The sequence below is a fragment of the Paenibacillus sp. JNU01 genome, from assembly GCF_059130585.1.
On record NZ_CP169723.1, the window covers coordinates 3,646,847 to 3,669,720 of the forward strand.

Annotated in this window: 21 protein-coding genes and 1 pseudogene; 2 read left to right on the plus strand and 20 right to left on the minus strand. The window is 48.4% G+C overall.

Annotated elements, in window-relative coordinates; all coding sequences use genetic code 11:
- Positions 1-12: 12 nt before the first annotated feature.
- The 10 genes from abc-f to NLBNIHML_RS15885 all read right to left on the minus strand — a co-directional run bounded on the left by abc-f (position 13) and on the right by NLBNIHML_RS15885 (position 10,052).
- A complete protein-coding gene (abc-f, locus tag NLBNIHML_RS15840; RefSeq protein WP_494352264.1) occupies positions 13-2,010 on the minus strand; it encodes a ribosomal protection-like ABC-F family protein in 1,998 nt (665 codons plus the stop codon).
- A 97-nt stretch (positions 2,011-2,107) separates the two neighbouring features.
- Entirely contained in the window at positions 2,108-2,269 is a 162-nt protein-coding gene (locus NLBNIHML_RS15845; protein WP_339238616.1) for a hypothetical protein, read from the minus strand.
- Positions 2,270-2,382: 113 nt separating this feature from the next.
- Positions 2,383-2,667 carry a YesK family protein gene (locus NLBNIHML_RS15850; RefSeq protein ID WP_494352265.1) on the minus strand — a complete coding sequence of 95 codons (285 nt, stop codon included), beginning with the start codon at positions 2,665-2,667 and terminating at the stop codon, positions 2,383-2,385.
- 187 nt (positions 2,668-2,854) lie between these two features.
- On the minus strand, positions 2,855-3,763 hold the full coding sequence (locus NLBNIHML_RS15855) for a ketose-bisphosphate aldolase (protein WP_494352266.1): 909 nt from the start codon (positions 3,761-3,763) through the stop codon (positions 2,855-2,857).
- Between the two features lie 54 nt (positions 3,764-3,817).
- Entirely contained in the window at positions 3,818-4,909 is a 1,092-nt protein-coding gene (locus tag NLBNIHML_RS15860; protein ID WP_442033010.1) for a PTS fructose transporter subunit IIC, read from the minus strand.
- Positions 4,910-4,925: 16 nt separating this feature from the next.
- Positions 4,926-5,243 (minus strand): PTS fructose transporter subunit IIB, encoded by a 318-nt coding sequence (locus NLBNIHML_RS15865; protein WP_253441734.1) that lies wholly within the window; start codon positions 5,241-5,243, stop codon positions 4,926-4,928.
- 57 nt (positions 5,244-5,300) lie between these two features.
- Positions 5,301-5,765 (minus strand): PTS sugar transporter subunit IIA, encoded by a 465-nt coding sequence (locus tag NLBNIHML_RS15870; protein ID WP_472475762.1) that lies wholly within the window; start codon positions 5,763-5,765, stop codon positions 5,301-5,303.
- The gene (locus NLBNIHML_RS15875) at positions 5,728-7,755 is read right to left on the minus strand and encodes a BglG family transcription antiterminator (protein WP_494352267.1); all 2,028 of its coding nucleotides are present in this window, start codon (positions 7,753-7,755) and stop codon (positions 5,728-5,730) included. The genes NLBNIHML_RS15870 and NLBNIHML_RS15875 overlap by 38 nt, the downstream gene beginning before the upstream one ends.
- Positions 7,756-8,051: 296 nt before the next feature.
- On the minus strand, positions 8,052-9,050 hold the full coding sequence (locus NLBNIHML_RS15880) for a glycosyltransferase (RefSeq protein WP_339238617.1): 999 nt from the start codon (positions 9,048-9,050) through the stop codon (positions 8,052-8,054).
- Between the two features lie 18 nt (positions 9,051-9,068).
- Positions 9,069-10,052, minus strand: a complete 984-nt coding sequence (locus tag NLBNIHML_RS15885; RefSeq protein WP_494352268.1) for a phosphotransferase family protein — start codon at positions 10,050-10,052, stop codon at positions 9,069-9,071.
- A 160-nt stretch (positions 10,053-10,212) separates the two neighbouring features.
- Here NLBNIHML_RS15885 and NLBNIHML_RS15890 point away from each other — a divergent pair, with 160 nt between their 5' ends.
- Positions 10,213-10,803: a TetR/AcrR family transcriptional regulator gene (locus tag NLBNIHML_RS15890; protein WP_494354717.1), complete on the plus strand. Its 591-nt coding sequence runs from the start codon at positions 10,213-10,215 to the stop codon at positions 10,801-10,803.
- Positions 10,804-10,992: 189 nt separating this feature from the next.
- Complete coding sequence (locus NLBNIHML_RS15895; RefSeq protein ID WP_494354718.1) at positions 10,993-11,574, plus strand: NAD(P)H-dependent oxidoreductase; 582 nt, start codon at positions 10,993-10,995, stop codon at positions 11,572-11,574.
- A 374-nt stretch (positions 11,575-11,948) separates the two neighbouring features.
- On the opposite strand, the gene nikE is transcribed toward NLBNIHML_RS15895, so the two are convergent.
- From nikE to NLBNIHML_RS15945, 10 genes and pseudogenes are all read right to left on the minus strand, one after another.
- Positions 11,949-12,749, minus strand: a complete 801-nt coding sequence (gene nikE, locus NLBNIHML_RS15900) for a nickel import ATP-binding protein NikE (RefSeq protein ID WP_494352269.1) — start codon at positions 12,747-12,749, stop codon at positions 11,949-11,951.
- 163 nt (positions 12,750-12,912) lie between these two features.
- A complete protein-coding gene (locus NLBNIHML_RS15905) occupies positions 12,913-13,719 on the minus strand; it encodes an ABC transporter ATP-binding protein (RefSeq protein ID WP_339257873.1) in 807 nt (268 codons plus the stop codon).
- Between the two features lie 39 nt (positions 13,720-13,758).
- Complete coding sequence (gene nikC, locus NLBNIHML_RS15910; RefSeq protein ID WP_494352270.1) at positions 13,759-14,589, minus strand: nickel ABC transporter permease subunit NikC; 831 nt, start codon at positions 14,587-14,589, stop codon at positions 13,759-13,761.
- Positions 14,586-15,530: a nickel ABC transporter permease subunit NikB gene (gene nikB / locus NLBNIHML_RS15915; protein WP_494352271.1), complete on the minus strand. Its 945-nt coding sequence runs from the start codon at positions 15,528-15,530 to the stop codon at positions 14,586-14,588. The genes nikC and nikB overlap by 4 nt, the downstream gene beginning before the upstream one ends.
- A 76-nt stretch (positions 15,531-15,606) precedes the next feature.
- Complete coding sequence (gene nikA, locus NLBNIHML_RS15920; protein WP_494352272.1) at positions 15,607-17,241, minus strand: nickel ABC transporter substrate-binding protein; 1,635 nt, start codon at positions 17,239-17,241, stop codon at positions 15,607-15,609.
- A 297-nt stretch (positions 17,242-17,538) separates the two neighbouring features.
- Positions 17,539-18,502: pseudogene (locus NLBNIHML_RS15925) on the minus strand (acetylxylan esterase).
- Between the two features lie 140 nt (positions 18,503-18,642).
- Entirely contained in the window at positions 18,643-19,584 is a 942-nt protein-coding gene (locus NLBNIHML_RS15930; RefSeq protein ID WP_494352273.1) for a glycoside hydrolase family 113, read from the minus strand.
- Positions 19,585-19,779: 195 nt separating this feature from the next.
- Positions 19,780-20,817 carry a glycoside hydrolase family 130 protein gene (locus tag NLBNIHML_RS15935; RefSeq protein ID WP_340965100.1) on the minus strand — a complete coding sequence of 346 codons (1,038 nt, stop codon included), beginning with the start codon at positions 20,815-20,817 and terminating at the stop codon, positions 19,780-19,782.
- A 269-nt stretch (positions 20,818-21,086) separates the two neighbouring features.
- Positions 21,087-21,926, minus strand: coding sequence for a carbohydrate ABC transporter permease (locus NLBNIHML_RS15940; RefSeq protein WP_339238628.1), 840 nt, complete (start codon positions 21,924-21,926; stop codon positions 21,087-21,089).
- On the minus strand, positions 21,923-22,810 hold the full coding sequence (locus NLBNIHML_RS15945) for a carbohydrate ABC transporter permease (RefSeq protein ID WP_339238629.1): 888 nt from the start codon (positions 22,808-22,810) through the stop codon (positions 21,923-21,925). The genes NLBNIHML_RS15940 and NLBNIHML_RS15945 overlap by 4 nt, the downstream gene beginning before the upstream one ends.
- Positions 22,811-22,874: the final 64 nt, after the last annotated feature.

Below are 22,874 nucleotides of genomic sequence, written 5' to 3' on the forward strand. Positions count from 1 at the left end.
TGCCATTCGGACCTATAACTCAGCCCACTGAGCCAATACATCATTATATTCAGCGGACAATTGCTCACGATCATGCCAGATTTGTTCCAGTTCAAGCGGATTGTTCTGCACGGTTTCCAGCTGTTGATCCAACACCTGAATCTGTGCCTCAAGACGAGCCAACGTCTGTTCAAGCTTCTCCGCAGACGGTTGGTTGCCATTGCCACTTCTATCGTTCAATGCAGTTGCTACCGAGGTAGCTTCTGGCTTCTTCCCTGATCGAACAGTCCTGCTCGACGCTGTGGTCATACCTGACTTCATCTCTGAATTGCCTTTTCCGCCGGATGGTACGGCGGCTCTCCCGGCTGTACTCTGACCTGTCGCCGCCGCACGAGCTTGCAATTCAAGCTTCTTCTCGCGATACGCCTCATAGTCTCCCAGATAAGCGGTCATCTGTCCGTCCTCCAGTTCCCAGACACGGGACGCCAGGCGATTGACGAAGTACCGGTCATGCGAGATGGCAAGTACAGTTCCTTCAAAATCAACCAACGACTCTTCCAGCGCTTCCCTGGATGCGATATCCAGATGGTTGGTCGGCTCATCGAGCAGCAGTACATTGGGTTTGCGTTGCACCAGTAGAGCCAGCCGCAGGCGCGTCCATTCCCCGCCGGATAACTGCCCCACTGAGCGGAATACATCCGCGCCATAGAATAGGTATCGTGCCAGAATCCCGCGTGCTTCGCCTTCCTCCACGCCTGCTTCAAGTCTGAAGTATTCGAGTACATTCAGCTTCGGATTCGCAGGTTCCTCCTGTTGAGCCAGATACCCTACATCCACACGAGCCCCCCACTCCAGCTTGCCCGTATTGGGTTGCTCTTCACCAAGCAACAGCTTGAACAGGGTCGTCTTACCGGAGCCGTTCCGACCAATAAGAGCAATTTTGTCACCATATTCCAGCAGACCCGAAATCCCGCGTAGAATCGCTCGCTCGCCATAACTCTTCTCCACTTGTTCCAGGACCACGACCCGTTTACCTGTTCGATCCGTAGGACGCACATCGAAATCGGCATTGCGCCGCTCCAATATGGGACGCTTCACCTGTTCCATCCGCTCCAGTGCTTTGCGCATGGAAGCGGCCCGCCGGAAGAACTTTTCATTGCCACCAACTCGGCCCCACTCCTCCAGCTGGCGGATCGTTTCCTTCATTTTTTTGATTACCTTCTGCTGCTCCTTGAACTCCTCGAATTGCTGCAACAGCCGCTGTTCTTTCACGGCCATATATTCCGTATAGCCCCCCGCTGCCGTTAACGCCTCACCATCCTCCAGCTCCAGCGTTCGATTCACCACCCGATCCAGAAAATAGCGATCATGCGAGATCAGGACAATGGTACCGGAGTATTCTCGTAAAAATCCTTCCAGCCACTCCACCCGCTCCAGATCAAGATGGTTCGTCGGCTCATCCAGCAATAACAGATCGGGTTTTACGATCAGCTGCGAGGCCAGCACCACCCGGGTCTGTTCCCCACCGGACAGTGAACCGAAGCGCCATTCATAATGCGTCTTGGCAATATCCAGACCGTCCGCAACCTGATCGATTCGGGCATCCATTTCGTATCCACCCTCACGCTCAAACTGTTCTTGCAGTGCCGCGTATCGTTTGAGCAGACGCTCCAATTGATTAGGGTCTGCTGCACATGCCGGATCGGACATCTGCTGCTCCATTTCCTTCATTTGCGTGCGACATATCATAAGCTCCTTGAATCCAAGGCTCAGCACATCCAGTACGGTGTGGTCATCCAGCCCTTCCGGAACTTGCGCCACGTAACCGATCCGTGTATCTTTTTTGATCATCAATTGCCCTTCATCCGGCTTGTTCATTCTTGCCATCAGTCGCATAAGTGTGGTCTTGCCGCTTCCGTTGCGGCCGATTAAGGCAACCTTGTCACCTTCCATAATCTCAAATGTAATGCCGTCCAGCACCAGATGTGCTCCATGATATTGAGTCAGTTGTTGCGCGCTAATCATCATCATAATAAGGTTCCTCCTATAGTTGGAAGATCCTGACCGCAACACAAAAAGAGCCGCAGGAGGTTAGCTCCGCGGCCCTTCAGAATTCAAGCAATATCGCTTATCGTCCGAATGAGGTCAAGGCAGGCATCTTCTCGCACATGTTAACTTCCGTATATTCATAATTGGACAGACTTCTCCCGTTGGTCAGAAAAGTATGAACAATGCCAGCCATAGCAATCGGCAGCTGGCTAATACGGTTGTTAAGCATCTCGTGATTCACCTGTCTTCACCTCCCTTGTCATAATTAATGTCAATATATCACAGACGAATGCATTCCTGCAACCATCCCATCGCGCAATTCATCCTAACTGCACAGCAGCTTTACTGCTGAATCTAGTTCCCGCCCCGTCGCCGAAGCATCACATCCCTGATCGCCACCGTAATAAGTGTTAACATTCCCGCAGTACCGAGTGATACACCGAGCAACGCATATCCGATGCCATTCCAGCCGCCAATATGAATGCTGATCATAATTACAACGGCACCACCGAGCAAGGCCACACATGGCAATATATACTGAACCCACGTCATTCGCCGCCCTTGTAAACGGTAGATCAACCATTCAATCAGCAATAATGCGACCCAAACAAGGAGTGTCAATATAATAAGACCTTTCACTCATGTTCCCCTCCCTCACACATTCTCCCAATACATATTGACGCTGAGCATTCTGATACGTGTAGATTTTATCACATAATGAAGCCCACTATTCACGATAAATGAAATTCGTGAATAGTGGGCTTCAAGGAGGCTCCGAGAGATGAAATGAGAATCGTTTTTCGGGTGATTTACCCCGCCAGCAGGCTTAGTAAAGGCTCACACTTTCAGCCTGACGTTGCTCGTAACGTAACCCTTTATACAAGTCTGCTTTGCCCACGGAATTGAACAGATTCATTTTATAACGAATGACGTTCTGAGCCTCAGTAATGCAGTCTGGATAAATGGCATTAGGGTCCCATAATTCCGTAGTGCTTAGAATTTCACGAGCTTTATTGAAGTATGCATGTTTCATATCGCTGGATATATTGATTTTACAAATACCTAATCGAACGGAGTCGGAGACCTCCTGATCAGGGTTTGCAGACCCCCCGTGCAGAACGAGAGGGATGTCTACCAATTGATTGATTTCTCTTAGGATTTCCATTTGCAACTCTGGTTTAATATGTTTGGGATAGATGCCATGGGCTGTACCGATGGCTACGGCTAACGTGTCGATCCCCGTACGTGTCACAAAATCTTCTGCCTGATCCGGGTCCGTGTAAGTTACCACCGATACGCCGCCTTCAATAGAGTTACCGGTCTGCCCAATCGTTCCCAATTCCCCTTCAACAGAGACGCCGACAGCGTGTGCAATTTCCACCGCCTGTTTTGTAATAGCCACATTGTCTTCATAAGGGAGCAGGGAACCGTCAATCATGACAGAGGTGAATCCACACTTGATCGCCCGGATGATATCTGCAATGGACCCACCATGATCCAGATGGATCACCAGTGGAACATGACTGGCATGTGCACGCTGGCGGGCATATGCGAAAAACTCATCCGTCAAAAATTCAAGTTCCGTGGGGTGGATGGCGATGATCGCTGGAGAATTGGAATGTTCGGCCTCCTCAATCACAGCTCTCAAAAATGTACTATCTGCCACGTTAAATGCTCCCACCGCGAATTGGCGTTCCTTGGCTACTTTAAGCAATTCCTTCATCGTAATCAACATGAGATACATCTCCTTTGGATAATTAATTTGTAAGCGTTGTCTATATGAAGGGTGCTACTCCACTTTGAACACAATGTCATCGAAGGTTACGCTCTCGTCTTCGGTATCGTCAAATTCTTCATCCATCGCCGTAACGGGCTTCTTTAATAAAGATAGGGTTGCACCGCAGATTCCGGTTCCTATGAGAAGAGATAACATAAACAGCCATGGATGGGTGAAGAGGGGTACAACGAATAGTCCACCGTGTGGCACTGGAGCCTCAACGCCCCAGATCATAATCAATCCACCAGCTACCGCTGAGCCGATGACACAGGAAGTCACCACCCGAATCAGATCCCTTGCCGCAATCGGAATGACACCCTCCGTGACCATGCATATTCCCATCGGAAATGCGGCCTTTAACGATTCTTTTTCTGCTGCCGTATATTTGTTTCTCGTCAGGAAATACGATAGGGTAATCCCCAGTGGTGGAATGATGGAGCCGACAAACTTGACAGCCTCAGGTCCATAGATACCTTGGACTAACATCCCATCAGCAAATAGTGACATCGTTTTATTCACAGGCCCCCCGAAGTCAAAGGTGGCCATCAAGCCCAGAATGGCACCTAGAACAAATTTGGATCCTCCCTGCATCGATTCAAGAACATGGGTAAGACTGTCCTGTAACCAGACAATCGGTTGACCAATGACCAGAAAGATACCCAAACCAGAGATCAGTGTGGCTAGAAACGGAATAACAAGAACAGGCATTAATCCTTGCATGGACTTTGGCAGCTTCACATATTTACGGATACCGAGTACGACATAACCCACCAGAAATCCGCCCAGCATGCCACCAATGAACCCCGCTTGAATCTGACTACATATAAAACCAACAATTAATCCTGGAGCAATTCCGGGACGGTCCGAGATTGAATAAGCAATCGCTGCGCAAATTAAAGGGACCACTAGCCCCATGCCCCAACCGCCGATCTGATTAATCATGTACGGAATGGTACCCTCCGCCTTGCCCACATCGGCTCCGCCCAGAATTTGACCCAGCGCGATACACAACCCTGAAGCAACGATCAGAGGAATCATGTAGGAAATGCCTGTTAACAGATGACCTTTGATGACTGAACCTGCGTGATTGGATTTTGCGCTCATCGCCGTGCCTCCCTTGTTATGAGGATACCCCTAGAGACTGCTCCACCTTTTCAATGAATTTAATCGGGGCTTTAATGACCGTCTCGGTTTTGACTCGAATGATCCGTTTGCCTTTGAACCTTTCTTCTCCACCGATTTTGATATCGGCAGCCACAATGACAACATCAGCTGCCCCGATCTCTTCCCTGGAAAGCTCGTTTTCTGTTCCTATGGTGCCTTGGGTCTCTACTTTGATCTCATGACCACGCGCTTTTGCACCTTTAATCAATTTTTCCTTGGCAATATAGGTGTGGGCAATACCAGCAGTGCATGCGGCTACGGCTACAATCTTCATCAGAATCCCTCCAAATGATGTAATGTGTTCTATATTAAAATCATAAATGGCTATGTTCTACGATACGCTCTCCCTGCTAGCAAACAGCTCCATAATCTGGACCGGGTCCGGCTCATGCATCAAACGCTCCAAAACCTCTTCATCAGCGAGCATACTGGCAACCTGGACCAACAGCTTCATGTGGGTTGTATTCCGATCTACAAGCCGTACAGCAAATAGAATAACGACATGGACAGGTTTTCCATCCAGGGTCTCCCATTCAAGTGGGTGCTCTGTTCGCCCGATGGTGAGGGAGGTCTTGAGGACCGCCGCCGATTTGCCATGAGGGATCGCTACGTGGTTCTCCAGGCCAGTCTGTCCCTCTTCCTCTCTTAAATAGACATCCTTGATAAACTCTTCTTTGGAGGAAATGGCTCCTTCCTTTGCCAGCAAATCCACTAATTCCTCGATGGCTTCAGCTTTGGTTCGTGCTTTTAGATCCAGCTTAATCAACCGTTCGTTGATAATCTTGGTTATATCCATAATCTTTCTCCTCCTGATCGTGCGTGGACTGTAATATCTCGAAAAGCTGCTGTGGTGTAGTTATTCTCATGATCTGTTCATACATGCGCCTGCACATCAACAAACTCTGTATTTCTATCAATAGCTCAGTTAGTGGCTCGTCATTAAAGAAAGCGATTACAATTTCTAGTTTACATTTGGCCGTTTCACCTTGAATGACGTTAAAACCGACGATCGGATTAACATTCACCTCACCGCGAATCAGGAAAACGGACAAATGCTTATTCAACTTGGCCTCGGCAAATGTCCGATTTTCCGGATTAGCATCTACGTGTTGGAGTATGGACGCACACAGCTTCAGACTGGATGTTGTACCTTCTGCATATTGTTCCTTCGTATTCGTTTCAATCTGAACATAAGATGGGTGGAAGTACGCCCTGAGCAGCGGAAACGAAAACACCCTGTTTTGATGTTGATTCAACCTCTCCTCGTTAAACTTCGCCTTGATCAGGCTGACATCCGTATCATTTAAAAGCGCCGAGACATACACAACTGGCAAGTCATGATGTTCCAGTTTCACGGTTGAAATAATCAGATCAATATCCGTCCAATCCTCCATCCGCTTGAACCAGCTTGTCGAAATGACATCAACAACTTCCCATTCGGGAAATGAACGATTAATCCGGCTTTTCAACAAATGCGATGTCCCTATTCCAGTGGAACAGACCAGAATAACTCTTTTCTTTTTACTGCTTTTCTCAATGGATGCCTGAAAATAAAGGACCAGGTAACTTATTTCATCATCACTAAACGAATTCAACCCGCAGGCTTGGGTCAGGGGCAGCATCCCCAAACGGACCAGAGAGAAAATCTCGGCATACGCCTCACGTATATCCTCCAGCAGAGGATTATTAATGGAAATGTTGTATTTAAGACGATTCAGCATCGGTTTGAAATGAATGATCAGACCCTTATACAATTGTTCGTCTGTTGTGAGATCACGCCGGATCATCCCCGATACAGTCTGAATTAATTCCTTGACCATCACTTTAGACTCTGGACAAACCTTGTCCATCAGACCTGACAACTCAAGATTAAGGGACGGAACACTCATGCCTGATGAGATCAGATATTGATAGATGAAATAGACCTCTTCACTTGGTAATTCCAATTCCCATAGCTCACTGATTCGCTCGGCCATGGCTTTTGCGATGGAATACACATGAGGGTCAGTTACGGGATGATCAGGAATGCCATCAACCAATCGAATGACCTTGCCACTCTTCAGTCTGCGGATACAAATCAGCAGGTGAGTCAGCAGGTTGATGTAATAGGGATCACCTATGGTATATCCTAATTGCTGCTCGGTTTCTTCCAAAATACGTTGAATCCCCTCAACTGAATCGCAACCAAAATGTTCTATCAATTCAACTCGTGTATTGCCATCAATCCGGAATTCATGCTCTTGTTCTTCCGCCCGTTCTTCACTCACAAGTTCATGAATGAGAGAGGCCATGGCTTTGCGAATGTTAATCTCTGAACCGATCAAACGGGTGCCGAGTTGGCTTTTCTCCAGTCGGAGCTCAAAGGGTTCAATTCGTTCTTCAATAGCCTTGAGATCATTCACAATTGATGCCTTGCCGATAAAGAATTCTTCTGACAGTTTGTTAATCGAGGTTTCCTCAGGAGAATCATATAATAAATTTGTCAATATTTTGATTCTTCTTGCCTCTACGGAAAGGGTTGAGACTACCCTTTTCCCCGAATACCATTGCGTTCTCCTTAGCTCCATCGTCTGTTCCTGAGTTAAAGCCAGCGCAATACCTCTTCCTGGCTTCCGTTCGAGGCGAATCCCGCGAATGTGCAAATTGTGTTCCAAGGCGTTTAGTTCCCTGTAAATCGTTTTTTCCGACCAGTTCATCTGACCGGCTATTTCTTTGACCGGAACGAAATCCCTACGCTCCAATAGAAAATGCAAAATCTGATATTCCCTCGCAGATAGCGCTTTCAATGGGGATCACTCCTTCCTTACGCTCACAGCATAACACTCGTTTTTTTATTGTTAAATACTAAAATATGTCCATTTCATTCAGGTCAAATTAATATACCCCTCTGTTGATCGCTATCAGGACCCCGTTGATTCAGGTGTAACAAAAAGGCTCCTGACCGGATTGTTTACCCGATTAGAAGCCTCTTAGCCATGTTTTCAATTCATAGACCAAATATGTTATCGTTGCGCGTCCTGCTCTTGTTGCTCAAGTTGATTTAACGTGACCTCAAGCAAGTTTATAGCAGGATAAATATGAATTATTTCAACCAATCGGAGAAAAAATTCCGGTATCCTTCTTTCATCTTCGTGCGCGAAAAAGCACCAAAAGCATACTCCCGATTGTCTTCCGACACACTGCGCGGTGCTGCGGCAGCCATGTTCACGAGTTCAAACCAGTTGTCCTCGTTGCCTGCAAAGGCATGCGTGGATCGAATGTGACCGTAGCAAGCGTGCTCCGGCTTCACAACCATTTTGCCCATCGCCATTGCTTCGGTCAGCGGCATTGCAAACGTATCAAAGGCGGAACAGTTCCAATAGACCTTAGCGGAATTCATCAACGTAAATATCTCATCCTGTGTGAGTGCGAACTTCAGCTTCACGTTGGCAGGAATGTCGTACTTCTTCATGGTTTCCTTATAGCGAACACCGCCGAACACCATGTACACTTCCTTATCCGGGTTCTGCCGCGCATATTCCAGCACCAGATCCGGACGACGGTTTGCTTCATCCCGACCGATCCAGAGCACCCGATTATGCACGACCTGGCTCGGGTCATAGTGCCGATTCGCCAGCTCTTCGCTAAAGCCAATCGGGATGACGTTCACGTCATGTACGCCGAAATTGCGGCCCAGTTCTGTTTTCAAAAACTCGGTCTGCACAATTGCTTTGTCCACCATCGTATAAAATGGCTTCATCATCTCATATCCCGTTAGCGCGGGATCAGGGAAACTGTGCGGGAACAATACACTCTTGGGTAAGAACATCTTCAAAAACGTAAACCCGGATACCGTGTAGATGACATGCTCTATATTTTGGCTATAAATCTGGTCCAGCACGATATCGTAGTTCACCAGGTCACCTTTCTCATGCTCATACCCCGGCAACCAGTCGTATCCGCTGACATGACGCTCCGGCGAGATGAACACAATCTCCACGCCCAGCTCCAGACCAATCTGCTTCAGTCGATCCGCAAATACGCGCGGCCCCTGTGCTTCTGTGAATTGAATTTTACGCATAACAAGTCCGACTTTACGCAAGCTTCTCACCCCTCATTTCTATTCCTCACGCATCTGCTTCATGCACTGTTCCAGCGTCGCTGTCGTCTCAAGCCACTGGTTATTCAGCTGTTCCTTCGGCCATACACATTCTTCACTTCTCAGGTCACCATCAATCAAACGCAGCATCCAAAGTGAGAATACAATAGCATAGGCGTTGTACCATGCTGCCAAAGAATCACGTTCAATTTGTACGCCCAAGCTCTCTAGTTTGTCCAAATAAATGTCTATGACCCGATCTCGCAAAGCAGGCGTAACCGTTCTGGGAAACAACGGATGCGAGAGATCAACTAGATGGTACATGTCCCACAGCGGCGTATTCAGATGGGCATGCTCCCAGTCCAAGACGACCAGCCTACCGTCAACTTCCGCCAGGTTCCCGGGATGCAGGTCTCCGTGACACAGAACGGTAGGAAGTTCTTCCTCTGCTGTGAGAATCAACGCGGCAATCATGTCCCAATCCGATGAAGACAACCGCATATCCAGCATAGACAACAGGTCATCCACAGATTGTATGTGCATCTGCAACTCATCCAACATGGTGCGAATAGACGGTTTCTGGCCCACGCGAGGCAACTCGCTCCATTCCGTAACAGGCAACGCATGCCACATTGCCATATGCACCGCTGTGTTCAGCATTGTCACTTCTTGCGAATCATGTACCAGCTGCCCCAGATCCTCATAGATCATCCAGCTCTGTGCCGGCGCAGTGGTAGGGTCCGAGGTTGCAACAAGCTGCGGATAGATCGGGGGTAGACCAGACATCACACGCTCGTACATCCATCGTTCTCGTCCGTGCTGTGCAGGATTCGTCAGCGGTTTAAAAATATAACTTCCACCGGTAGGAACAGTAAATCGCTCCACATATCGTCCGTTCATTCCTTTATACAACTGTTCGCGGCTTGTTATATAGTGATCATTCAGTATTCCTTCAGGTGTCACCCAGCTGTATGCATCCATCTCATCTTTCACGCAATCCACCATCCGTTTCGTTCTTCCTGCTGCTCCGATATTGATTTCTATTCATCATACGTTGCCTCTCTCAAGCCTGCAAGCTTTGTTCGTAAGCGCTTATTCCGTGTCTCCATTTAGAGTTTCAAAATTGCTTGTTGCATTTTGGTTAGTAATCACTTACTATACGATTATGAAGAACAAACCTCATGTGGATAGTAAAAAGAAAGATATTTTACAAGCGGCGATGCGCTTGTTTGCAACCAAAGGCGTTGACGGCATATCCGTCAAAGAGATCGGTGACGCCGCCGGAGTAACCGATGCGGCGATCTACAAACATTTTAAAAACAAAGATGCCGTTGCCCTGGAAGCCTTCACCCAATACTGCGCGGACTATACTTCACTGATTGACGGGTATGTTCGACAGGAAGGTCCCGTGTTGGAACGCTTCAAGCAACTGATTACCGAGGTTCTTCACCTACACGATGAAGATCCCTATGGACTGCTGTTGATTTCACAGAATCATGAAATATTCATTGAAGCCGGCAGCAGTGAGGACTACCGTCAGCCATTGGATGCGTTAATGGATCTGATCGATCAGGGAATGATGCGGGGCGAACTGCCTCAGCAGGATTCACGGCTCACAGCCGTTCTGGTGATCGGTGCGATTACACGTATGGCGGTCTCGAGTATGCAAGGTGAATTGCCAGAGTTGTTGGTACCCTACACCGGGGAAACCGTTCACCGACTCTCATTGATGTTGGGGCAAGTAACTCAGGAGTAGAATTGGAGAGGGGCAACCATTCTGACCTCGCCGAACACCAAAAAAGGTTCAGAGCTGCACGATATAAAAACAGAGTCTGTCTTCAACATACCATCAGGATATACCGATGGATTACCGGGTCATACGTGACCTTTTCTTTTTGCACATGAGGTTAGTGTTCATTAACTAAAATAGTCAGGACGTGTCGTCATCATGAAGAAAATATTAATCATCCAAGGCAATCCCGTTTCCCCAAGTTACAATGGCGCAATTGCCGAAGCTTACCGTAAAGGTGCGGTGCAGGCTGGTGCCGAGGTTCGCATGATCACCCTGAACGAACTGGCGTTCAATATGAATCTGGAGGGAGGATATCGTAATAAACTTCCACTCGAACCGGACTTGTTAGAAGCACAAGAGGCGATTAAATGGGCCGAGCATCTCGTATGGGTATTCCCGATTTGGTGGGGAGGACCGCCTGCCCTGCTGAAAGGTTTCGTCGACCGGATCTTTATGCCAGGTTATGCCTTCAAGTATCAAAAAGGAAAACCTTTCCCGGATCAACTGCTCAAAGGCCGCACCGCTCGCATGATCACCACGATGGATGGCCCGAGCTGGTACTTCAAATGGTTCCAAGGTGAGCCCGCACACAAAATGATGAAAATCTCCACCTTTGCGCTGACAGGCATCAAACCTGTGCGGATAACAACTGTAGATCAAGTTGGTAAGAAGTCAGATGAACAGAGAAAGAATTGGCTAGATAAGATTGAGCTACTTGGGCGGAAGATGGGGTAAAAGATTTTTGCAAGGAATCCTCATCGGAAGTATAGGTTTCTTTCCAGATGTTCATCTTGTAAGTTAAATCAAAAATCTGGGGATACGTGTAATTTAAAGGTAGTCCTGTACTCCGAGTGGCGGAAGTGTAATTGTAGTTTAACTTGTATCAGAAAGCAGGAAATGTGCCTATTCCCAGGTATAAAAAAGGGTTGTCCCCTACGTCTTGTTCAAGGCGTAGGGGACAACCCTTTTAGCATTCATTTTCATTATGGTCTAACGAATCTTACACACGTTAATAGCTCCATTTCCGACAAGTCTGCGGTTTAACGAATCGTAGAAGCGTTATACTCCCCATCTGTATGTGCTTTCGCAGGTTTGCACTCAAACAACCACTACCCAAACGAAATACGACCAGACGGATGCTCAGGCAAAATGGACGATACCAACTGCTGCACAGCCGGATGATCCGACTGCATGACCGAATTCCCGGCATCACCGCTATAGACAATCCTACCCTGATCCATCACGGCAATGCGGTCACAGATGGTCATGGCGGCCCGGATATCATGCGTGATAAAGAGATACGACAACCCATAAGATGCTCTGAGCTCTGCCAGCAAAGATAGGATTTGTGTCTGGTGCACCATATCCAGGCTGCTGATCGATTCGTCCAGTACGATTAACTTTGGCTTGAGCGCGATGGCTCGTGCGATGTTGACCCGCTGTAATTGGCCACCGCTGAACTGGTGCGGAAGCTTGCTCCCATCCTCTGGTGTAAGTCCGACCTGCTCAAGCAGTTGTCCAACCACACGAAGTTGTTCTTTTGCCGACAAACGCTCGTAATTATCCAGCGGCTCACCGATGATCTGCGCGGCAGTCATGAGCGGATTCACAGCCGAATAACAGTCCTGGAACACGACTTGCAGATCACGTCGTAATCCCTTAAGCACGGGTTTGCTGGATCGATAGATATCCTGACCTTGAAATAAGACCTGACCCTGGCTGGGTTTCTCCAGACCAAGAATGATTTTGCCCAAGGTGCTTTTACCTGCCCCGCTCGTACCCAACAGTCCCAGACATACACCTTTCTCAATCGTAAGCGAGATGTCTGCCAGCACAGGAGGACGCGCTCCCGAACGATCCAGCCAATTGCGTTTGCCATAGCTATGGCTCACTTCACGTACCTGAAGCATCAGGTCATCCTCCTCTCTTGTACTTGGCAGAAGCAATCTCCGAAGAAGACGAAATTACACATCACCATGTCCATTCCACCCCTACACTACCCACTCAAAATACAGTTCATACCCGCTCGCTCCACACATACACTCACTGAACGATTCAACTCACCTGTAATCACTATCGTCCCAAAGACATACTAGGTCTAGCATTTAACAACATCCGGGTATACTCATGCTGCGGCTGATCGAACAGTTGATACACATCGGCCTGCTCTACAATTCGTCCCTTCTGCATGACCGCGACTTCATCTGCCATTTGCGAGATCACGCCCAGATCGTGGGAGATGAGTAAGATGGATGTGCCATATTCGGTACGTAGTCGATCCAATTCCTGAAGCACCTTCAACTGATTCACAACATCCAGTGCCGTCGTTGGTTCGTCAGCAATAACCAGGGCGGGGCGCAGGCACATCGATATGGCGATCATCACCCGCTGCAACATGCCGCCACTCAGTTGGAAGGGATATCGCTTCATCAGCTTGGCCGGCTCGGGCAGGTTCATATCTGCCAAGGCAGCAATGGCCCGCTCTCGGGCCACGGCTTTGGACATTCCCGTATGCGTACGCAAAGTTTCAATGAATTGAGATCCAATCGTATATACGGGTGTAAAAGCATTCATCGGATTCTGCATAATAAATCCGATGTCCTTGCCACGGATGCGCCGCATCTCCTCGCCAGACAACGAGCCCAGCTCCCGTCCATTCAGACGGATGCTGCCCGATACCTCCATCCTGCGCGGATTAAGCAGGTGGAGCAATGCGTTACATGTAACCGTCTTGCCGCTGCCACTCTCGCCGACCAGACCGAAGACACGACCTTTTTTTAATTCGAAATCAATGGGCGCAAGTAACGGGACGGAACCCTCCGCTGTTCTAAGATTCACTTGCAGACCTCGAACTTCGAGTACTTTCGTTGCATCATCCACCGTTACGTTCACCTCCGTGTGAGTTTGGTTCCGAATCAACTACCGTTTTGCAATGCCATAACGCTCGGATAATGCTTCACCCAAGATGTTGAACGTAATGACGACCAGCAGAATCAATGCACCCGGGTAGATCATTAACTCCGGATGACTGCGAATATAACCCGTTCCTTCATGAATCATGGCGCCCCACTCTGCATTGGGTGGTTGAATGCCAAGCCCCAGGAAGGATAGTGCGGATATATCCATAATCGCCCAACCCATCTCTAACGTGCCCATGACAACAATAGGACGCTGCACATTGGGGATGATATGTTTGCGAATAGTCGTCCACGAAGAAGAGCCGCTAATCCGTGCCGCTGCGATGAAGTTCCGTTCCTTCAGACTCACGACCATATTCCGGCAGATGCGTGCATAATGCACCCACTGTACCATCATGAGTGCTAGGAGCACCTGCATCAGACCTGGACCAGAAATCCCCACAATACCGAGTACTAGCACCAGATTCGGAAATGCCATAATGCCTTCACACAAGCGCATTAGCAGACTGTCCACCCAGCCACCAAGATAACCGGAGATCGAACCCACAATGACGCCAATGAGCAATGAAGACAGAAAGATCAGGGTAGCAAAGCCGAGCGACACCCGCGCTCCATATATCAGTCTGGTGAGATTGTCGCGTCCCAGATGATCCGTTCCGAGCCAATGCTCAAGCGATGGACTCGACAGCTTCTGCAACAGGTTCACCTTCACCGGGTCATGAGGGGCAATCCATGGAGCAAGTATAGCAATCCCGAAGAAAAGCAATATGATCACCGAGCAGATCTGGATGGCTCTCTGTCCTTTAAATACCGCACGCCATTTGTTTATCAATGTTCTGCCCGTCCTTTCGCCGAAATCCGTGGGTCCATATAGAGCTGCACCAGATCAACGAGCAGATTGCATACGATGAACAGGCATGCCGCGAGGAAGACATAACATTGAATCACGGGAATATCCCGGTTAAATATCGCATCAACAAAATATCTTCCGAACCCAGGCCAGGAGAACACCTGCTCTACAATAATCGTGCCTGTGAGCAGCTTGCCCATACTCATCCCCATCCCCGTAATGAGGGGGGATATAGCGATCTTCAGGACATGCTTGAGCATAATGACTCGTTCGCGAATTCCACGTGTTCTCGCGTACTGTACATACGTTTCCTGCAATTGCTCCAGTACACTGGAACGCAACAATCGGGTGTAGACCGCAATAAGAATCAAGGAGAGTGTAATCGTAGGCAGAACCAGATTCTCCCACGATCCACGCCCCTCCACAGGCAGCCAGTCCAGCTTCACCGAGAAAAAGAAAATCAGCAGGTAACCGAGCCAGAATTGCGGAATAGATGCTCCAATATAGGAAATGGCCCGGCTGACCATATCAATCCAGCTATTCTTATATATCGCTGCTAGGACTCCCAAAGGAATACTCACCAAGGCCGATAACAATATACTCCAAAAGGCCAGTTCAGCCGTAGCCGGAAGCCTTAATTTCACTTCATCCCATACGGGTTTATTGGTGAGGTACGAAGTGCCGAAGTCGAGCTTGGCAATCTTCTGAATCGTATGCGCATATTGGGTTAACAAGGGCTGATCCAGACCGAATTCATGTCGCTTTTGCGCAAGCAGCTCCGGTGTTGGATAGATATGAGCTGCTGTCAGATAAGCCTCGGCCGGATCAACTGGTGAGATATGAATAAGTGCAAAGGTAACAAGTGTAGCGATAAAAACGATAGGAATGATCGCGATCATTCGTCTACCAATATAGCCGATCACCAAACGTTCCTCCCTTTCATCAAGCTACATGGCCTTACCAAGGACCATCCACTTCCCTAATTAAAGTATTTACTATTTATTGATTGCCCAGTTCAATGCCGACAAACGGATTCTCATCACGGTTCGCCGGGAAAATAAAGTTGGAGATTTTCTTCTGATATACAGCCGTTTTCTTAATGTAAGAGATCGGTACGATCGCCGATTGCTCCTGAAGAGTTTTCAGGATGGAGCCATATAACTCCTGGCGTTTCGTCTCGTCTGTAGATGAAAGGGCTGCATGCACCTGATCGTCCAGTTCCTTTTTCATCGGCAACGCACTCAGGGTCTCGGAAATCCCGAATCCAGGGCTCGCTACAACGTTAATGAAAGAATGGGGATCATACGGCGCGCCATAGTTATACCAGAAATACAGGTCGAAGTCATTGGCTTTCAGACGTTTGATCTGAACCGTCAGTTCCAGTCCAGTGAGGTTTACTTTAACCCCCAGCTCGCTCCACTCAGCCTGAATGGTCTCCGCCATCGCTTTCTGAATCGGGTCCGTTTTGTCAAAAATCATTTCGAAATCAAGCTGCTGTCCGTCTTTCTCACGAACCGTACCACCAGCCGGCAGCTTCCAGCCCGCTTCATCCAGTAATGCTTTGGATTTCTCCACGTCATACGTGATCGGTTCCAGGTCTACATTGGTGTACGGATAGTTTTTGGACAATACGGTGTCGGCTGGTTCTTCCAAACCGGAAGTGACCCCCTCAACCATCGCCTGTTTGTTAAACCCTTGCTGGAGCGCCATCCGCACTCTGACATCGGACAGCTTGGGATTGGAAGAGTTCAGCAGCAGACTGCGTGTGCCCACCGGATCAGACAATTGCGTCACATATTCATCGTTGTCACGAAGCTGTTGGAATGCATCCAGACTGATCACACCTTCCCCGTAGATCAGGTCGAGATCGCCTTTTTCAAATGCAAGGACACGGGTTTCACCGTCAGGAATGATTTTGACCGTAATCTGATCTACCTTCGGTGCTGTTCCCCAATAATTCGGGTTGCGTTTGAACACAGCATATTCGTCCTGCTTGTAATCAGCCAGCATCCACGGGCCCGTTCCAACTGGCTCTTTAATGCCTTGGGAAGTATCTCCGTTATCCGGGAATCCAGCTTCACCCAGGAAACGTAAAGGACGAACCACCGACAAATCCTGAAGAACAGGATAATACGGCTCTGTAAGTGTCAGTCGGAAAGTCTGGTCGTCCACAACCTCCGTCTTGTCGAGCACGCCTACAATGCCCAGCCAGCTATGTGTATCTTTATTTTTCATTACAGCATCAAAGTTCTTTTTCACAATCTCAGCATTAAATGGCGTACCATCTGAGAATTTCACACCTTGGCGAAGCTTGAATGTATATACTTTGCCGTCATCGGAGATGGTCCATGATTCTGCCAGCGCAGGTTCCAGTTTTCCGTCCTTCTGGTAACTGATCAATGGCTCATAGAGCATGGATTGGGCAAATAATTGCGAAGGATTGTACGTATGCGGATTCATTGTACCGATATCACGTGGCCATGACATCGTAATCGACTTCGTAGATGTTTGATCCGAAGCAGCAGATGAGGATTCATCTCCACTTCCTGTATTGCTGCAGCCCACGATAACCAATAGCAACAACAGCATCGTTGCCAGCGTGAGAGCCGAAGATTTGCGATGTTGTACAGACATGGATGTTGAACCCCTTTTCTCTATTTTATGATAATGATTATCATATTCATCCATTAAGAATAGGCAGGAGTCCTTCTTTTGTCAACAAAATTCGACATTATATGTATCCCTATTAAATATGCCAAAAAAGCCCTTCCTGTGGGAGGAAGAGCCACTTGACCTGAATATGCCCTCATATATAGGAATAAGCTTGCCTTTACGAGTTATTCCTTGCTCACAGCACGAATATCATCGAAGATAACGTGCCCGAATCCACCGCATAGTATAGATGGAGAACTCCTGAATGATGATCTACATCTAAAGCTCCAAAAACGCCTGTAACGTTCGATCAGACAAACCCGGAATGTACTCGTGCCCGTACTCGTGATAGACCACCAACTCTTTTTCCGAACGAATCCGGTTGTATGTTGCAAACTGGGTGGATGGCGGGCAGATGGTGTCTGCAAGTCCGGTAACAAACAAAACCTTGGCCTGAATTCGTTCAGCCAGATTGGAGATATCGATGTATCCCAGCTTGTTGAAAATTAGCATCCTCCCGCTCATGATTTGGATCAAATAACCGGAAGTAATACAACAGTTCCTCATAGGCAGAGGTTGAGGCACCCAGTTCCCAGGCTTGTCTGTAATCTGATAAAAAAGGATATACCGGCACCGCCAGCTTCACGCGTGGTTCAAGTGAAGCACACGCCGTGGCTAACGCCCCACCCTGTGAACAGCCGTAGACACCCACCCGCTCCGCATCAACATGTGGCATTGACATCAGAATGCGCACGGTCTGCACCGTATCGAGGAAGACGTTACGGAAATATAACTTATTGGGGTCAGGGTCATCGATGCCCCGAATGATATGTCCTCGAATGGTTGTTCCTTGTACATGCAGGTTATCCTCGGAGAGCCCACCTTGTCCTCGGCAATCCAAAGCCAGCACGGTGATGCCATGAGCTGCATATGTAATCTTGTCGAACCAGTCGCCGCTATCACCGGAATATCCATGAAACATGGCCATTGCTTGGCCCTTGTCATCAATAGATGCTGCTATAGGCCGAACCAGCTTACCATGTATACGTGCGCCTCCCACACCCGTGAAATAAAGATGGAAGCATTCTGCAAGCGGCGATGTGAAAGCCGCTGGAATCAATTCATATTCAAGCGATTGCGCATCAAGCTCCGCGAGGGCCAGGCTCCAATAAGCATCGAAATCTTCCGGTTTCGGACTGCTTCCGCTGTATTTTTTCAACTGTTCCAATGGCATGTCGCCCATGGGATTCACTCCTGTCTGCATGCACACAACACGTCTCTTCGTGAGTCATGTTCATCTCGTATTTTAAATTGATACCAAAAGAGACGCATATGAGGATATCACTAAAGGTTCATCTTCACATACGCCTTCTTGCTTCTCGTTTAAACTTCTACAATGATGCCCTCATAGAACCGACGAATAACCTTCTCCGCTGGCTTACCAAATACTCCATATCCGTCATCCATCAGCGCATCCTTCTCTGCGTACAACTGTGCGCTCCAGTCCCATAGGCCGAATCCGCGCACCCAGTCACGCTGACCAACATGCCGGAACATGGCTTCATAGAAACGTTCCTGTTCCTCCGCGCTCACTTCGCCTTCCAGTCCCCAATCGTTCGGTACATGAGCTGATCCGTTGCGGCTAGGACAACCGGCTTCCGCAAAGAAAAAGGGTTTGCCATACGGAGCAATCGCCTGCTCGATTCGATTCAGCTGTGCCTCCCAATCTCCGATGGGGTAATAACCGCTGGATGAGATTACATCCACAGCATCCCACCACTTCACATGGGCTTCCTGATATTTGTCCGTGTTGTATGACACCAGTCCAGTGTACACTTCACGCACGCCAGCGATCACCTCGCGCCACTCCTGATCCCGACGCTCGGATTGCACCATCTCACAGCCCACGATAAACATCTCACACTTTTCCTGCTCTGCAATGGCTGCATAATGCTTCTGAAATGCCGTGTAGCTGCGGAACCAATCCTTCCACTTCGGTTCACAAGGCACATCGATATCAAAAAAGTTAATATGTGCACGCCATGTGCCATCGGTGCAGTTGACGGTTGGTTTCAGAATGACACGCAGCCCGAGTGCCCGGGCATAACGCATCATATCGACCAGTTCATCATCATCCACCAGATGGTCACCCCGATATTTGACCTCTACCGCCTGCGGATGATCCTGATGTGCCGCCAGTGCAAAAATAACATGCGAACTGCCTGTACGTTCAGCCATCAGGCGCAAGGACTCCTTCGCTTCCGGCTTGCGGAAGTCTCCCCTGCCACTCATCCAGCCAAATGTAAATCCTTTGATGTATTCCATGTGCAATACTCCCCTGTGTCCCATTCACTTCATTTAAAAAACAGTCGAATATATTCACTTCCACTACGATTGCAGTACCATCTTCCGATCGCCGTTATCCCCAGATTTCTGTAAATCCCTTTTATACAAGGGAGAAATCCGGGGATAAATGCGACCACTTCGCTTCTTCAGATTGGTTCTGCACTTTCACTTCAATTACAACTTGCCTTCCTCGTGATCTCCTGCAATGACTTCGTCCGTCTCGATCACATAGTTCACGATTTCTTCGATGGTCGTATAAGCCACACCGACATAGGTGTCGGCAGCACCGTAATAGATGGCGATACGCCCGGTATCGGCATCATGCAGTGTTGCACACGGGAAGATGACGTTATCCACGAAGCCTTGCTCTTCATACCATTTTTCCGGGGTCAGCACAAAGTTGGAGGAACGATATTTCACTTTGGACGGCTCATCCAGATCCAGGATAACCGCCCCCATGCTATAGACGAAACCGTTGCACGTTCCAGTTACGCCATGGTAGAACATCAGCCAGCCTTCGGACGTTTCGATCGGAGCAGGCCCGCCGCCAATTTTTACCGATTGCCACCAGCCTTGACCGCCTTTGCTCATGACATGACGATGTTTGCCCCAGTACACGAGATCCGGGCTTTCGCTCAGGAAGATATCCCCGAATGGCGTATGTCCACTGTCACTTGGTCTGGACAACATCACATAGTTATCGTTGATTTTGCGCGGGAACAACACACCATTCCGGTTGAACGGCAGCATCGGATTTTCAAGACGGACAAACGTTTTGAAGTCATCCGTCTTCGCCAGTCCTAATGCAGCGCCGTAGAAGTCCGTACACCAGATGATGTAATATGTATCCTCCACTTTGACCAGACGTGGGTCGTAAGCATAGTTCGGCATAAACGGATCGCCATTTTCATCGACAAAGGCAATGCGTTCCTCTTCAATCGTCCACTCCAGACCGTCCTCACTCGCTCCCATGTGGAGGTGCGGACGTCCATTAACCGTTTCAGCACGGAATACCCCGATGAATTTCCCTTCATACGGAACAACGGCGCTGTTGAAAATACGGGCAACGCCCTTCACCGGGTTACGCGGAACTACCGGATTCGCGGAATGTCTCCATACTGGGCCTTCTGTCCCCTCCGGTTTCGCCTCCCACGGCATATTCGGTAAGGCATCCCCCACAATGTGTACGTTTTTCGTTTCAGCAACTGACATTTTCATTTCTCCCTTCGGTTAGGCTTTTATGAAATGAACATTTTAAATTTACACAAGGCCACTTTGATGACAGAACAACCTTCCGATCGCCATTATCCCCAGATTTTTTGATCCCTTATGAAAGGGGAAAATCCGGTTATAGCGTATGCTTACGAAGTGAGCTTTCTTTCAGAAATCTTTTAGCGAACACTCCGTTTTTCCTGCTTTTTTCTGTCCTCTTCGTTCCTGTGCATTCTCATTGCATTTCATAAAACCTTTCGTCGTTTCATTCATTTAACAGAGCCTTGTGCGAAGCCGTTATAGATGTACTTCTGTAACAGCAGGAAGATGATCATCGTTGGTATAATGGCGATCATGATGCCGGCACTGATGACCTCCCACTGCGATCCGAACGGTCCCTTGAATTTGAACAAGGCAGTGGATATGACCTGTAGATCGGTCTTCGGCATGTACAGAAACGGTGTGTAGAAGTCGTTATAGATGTTCACGCCCTTCACGATAATGACCGTTACAATGGCCGGTTTCAGCAATGGCAAGATGATTTTCCAGTAGATCGTGAAGTACGAAGCACCGTCCAGCATGGCGGATTCATCCAATGCACTGGAGATGGAGCCCAGAAATTGCAGGAAGATATACACCGCGATGATATCTGTACCCAAGTACATCACGATGGCTGCCCAGCGTGTGTTGAACAGGTCGAGCGCGTTGATGATCTGGAATGTGGCAACCTGCGTTGTCACACTGGGGATCAGGGTAGCGAGCAGGAATGCGGCGACCATGATCTTTTTGCCTTTGAATTTGAACCGATCCAACACATACGCAATCATGGAACCCGTTAAGGTTGCACCGATAATGGAAATGACCAGGATAATAATTGTATTTTTGAAACCGACCAGCATGTTGCCGTCCACAAATGCCTTCGCATAGTTCGCAAAGTTCAGCCAGTTGGCCGGTGGGGCAAGCGGGCTGCTGGTGGCGTATTCCGCATTGGTTTTGAGGGATGCAAACAGGATCACCACGATAGGTAACAGTGCAATAAACGCCGCAATAATCAAGGAAGCATATTTAACTACGCTCGCAAGGGTGTATTTGAATTGTGTCACGTTCATTCCTCCCCTTTCATGGTGACGCGCTGCACGAGCGTAACGAGAATAACGATTAAGAGCAGCACGACTGCCATGGCAGATGCCAGTCCTAGCTTGCCATATTTAAACGCCAAGTGAACCGTTTGGATGACAAATGTCATACTGCCGTTGGAACCATCGGTCATGATATATGGAATATCGAACGCACTAATTGCGCCGCTAATGGCCAAGATCAGGTTAAGCTGCAGGATGCGCGTAATACTCGGCAGAATGATATGGCGGAATTGCTGCCAGCGATTGGCGCCGTCAATATCCGAAGCTTCATATACATCCTTCGGGATGGAGGAGATTGCACCCAGAAAGATAATAAAGTTGAAGCCCATGTATCTCCATACCGATGCGCCTGCAAGGGACACATTGATGATATTCGGATTACCGAGCCAAAGCTGCGTGTATTGTCCAAGCCCTACAGCATGCATGAGCATATCGAGTGTGCCGTCCGGTTTGAAGAAAAAGAGGAAGATAAAACCGATAGCTACCCCATTCAGCAAATAAGGGAAGAACAATATGCCTTTGAAGAAGTTTTTGCCTCGGACTTTGAAACTCAGAATTGTGGCAAAGTAAAGCGCCAAGCCCATCTGCACAAACGTAGCTGCGAAGTAGTACAAACTGACAATAAATACTTTGAAGTATTCCGGATCACTGAAGATGCGTGTATAGTTCTCAAACCCAACATAATCGAATCTTTTGCTGTATCCATTCCAATCGGTGAAACTGTATTTGAACATGTTGATGACCGGTAAGTATGCAAACGTGAACAGCAACGCCAGCGGAATAATTGAGAAGGCACAGATGATAAATATGCGTTGCGCTGAGTAACCCCAATTCGAAACCTTTAAGTACTTCATGCTCTCCACACCTCCAAGCGGTTGACCCGCCTATATATCGAAAGACTCCCGTTCAGGAGAATTG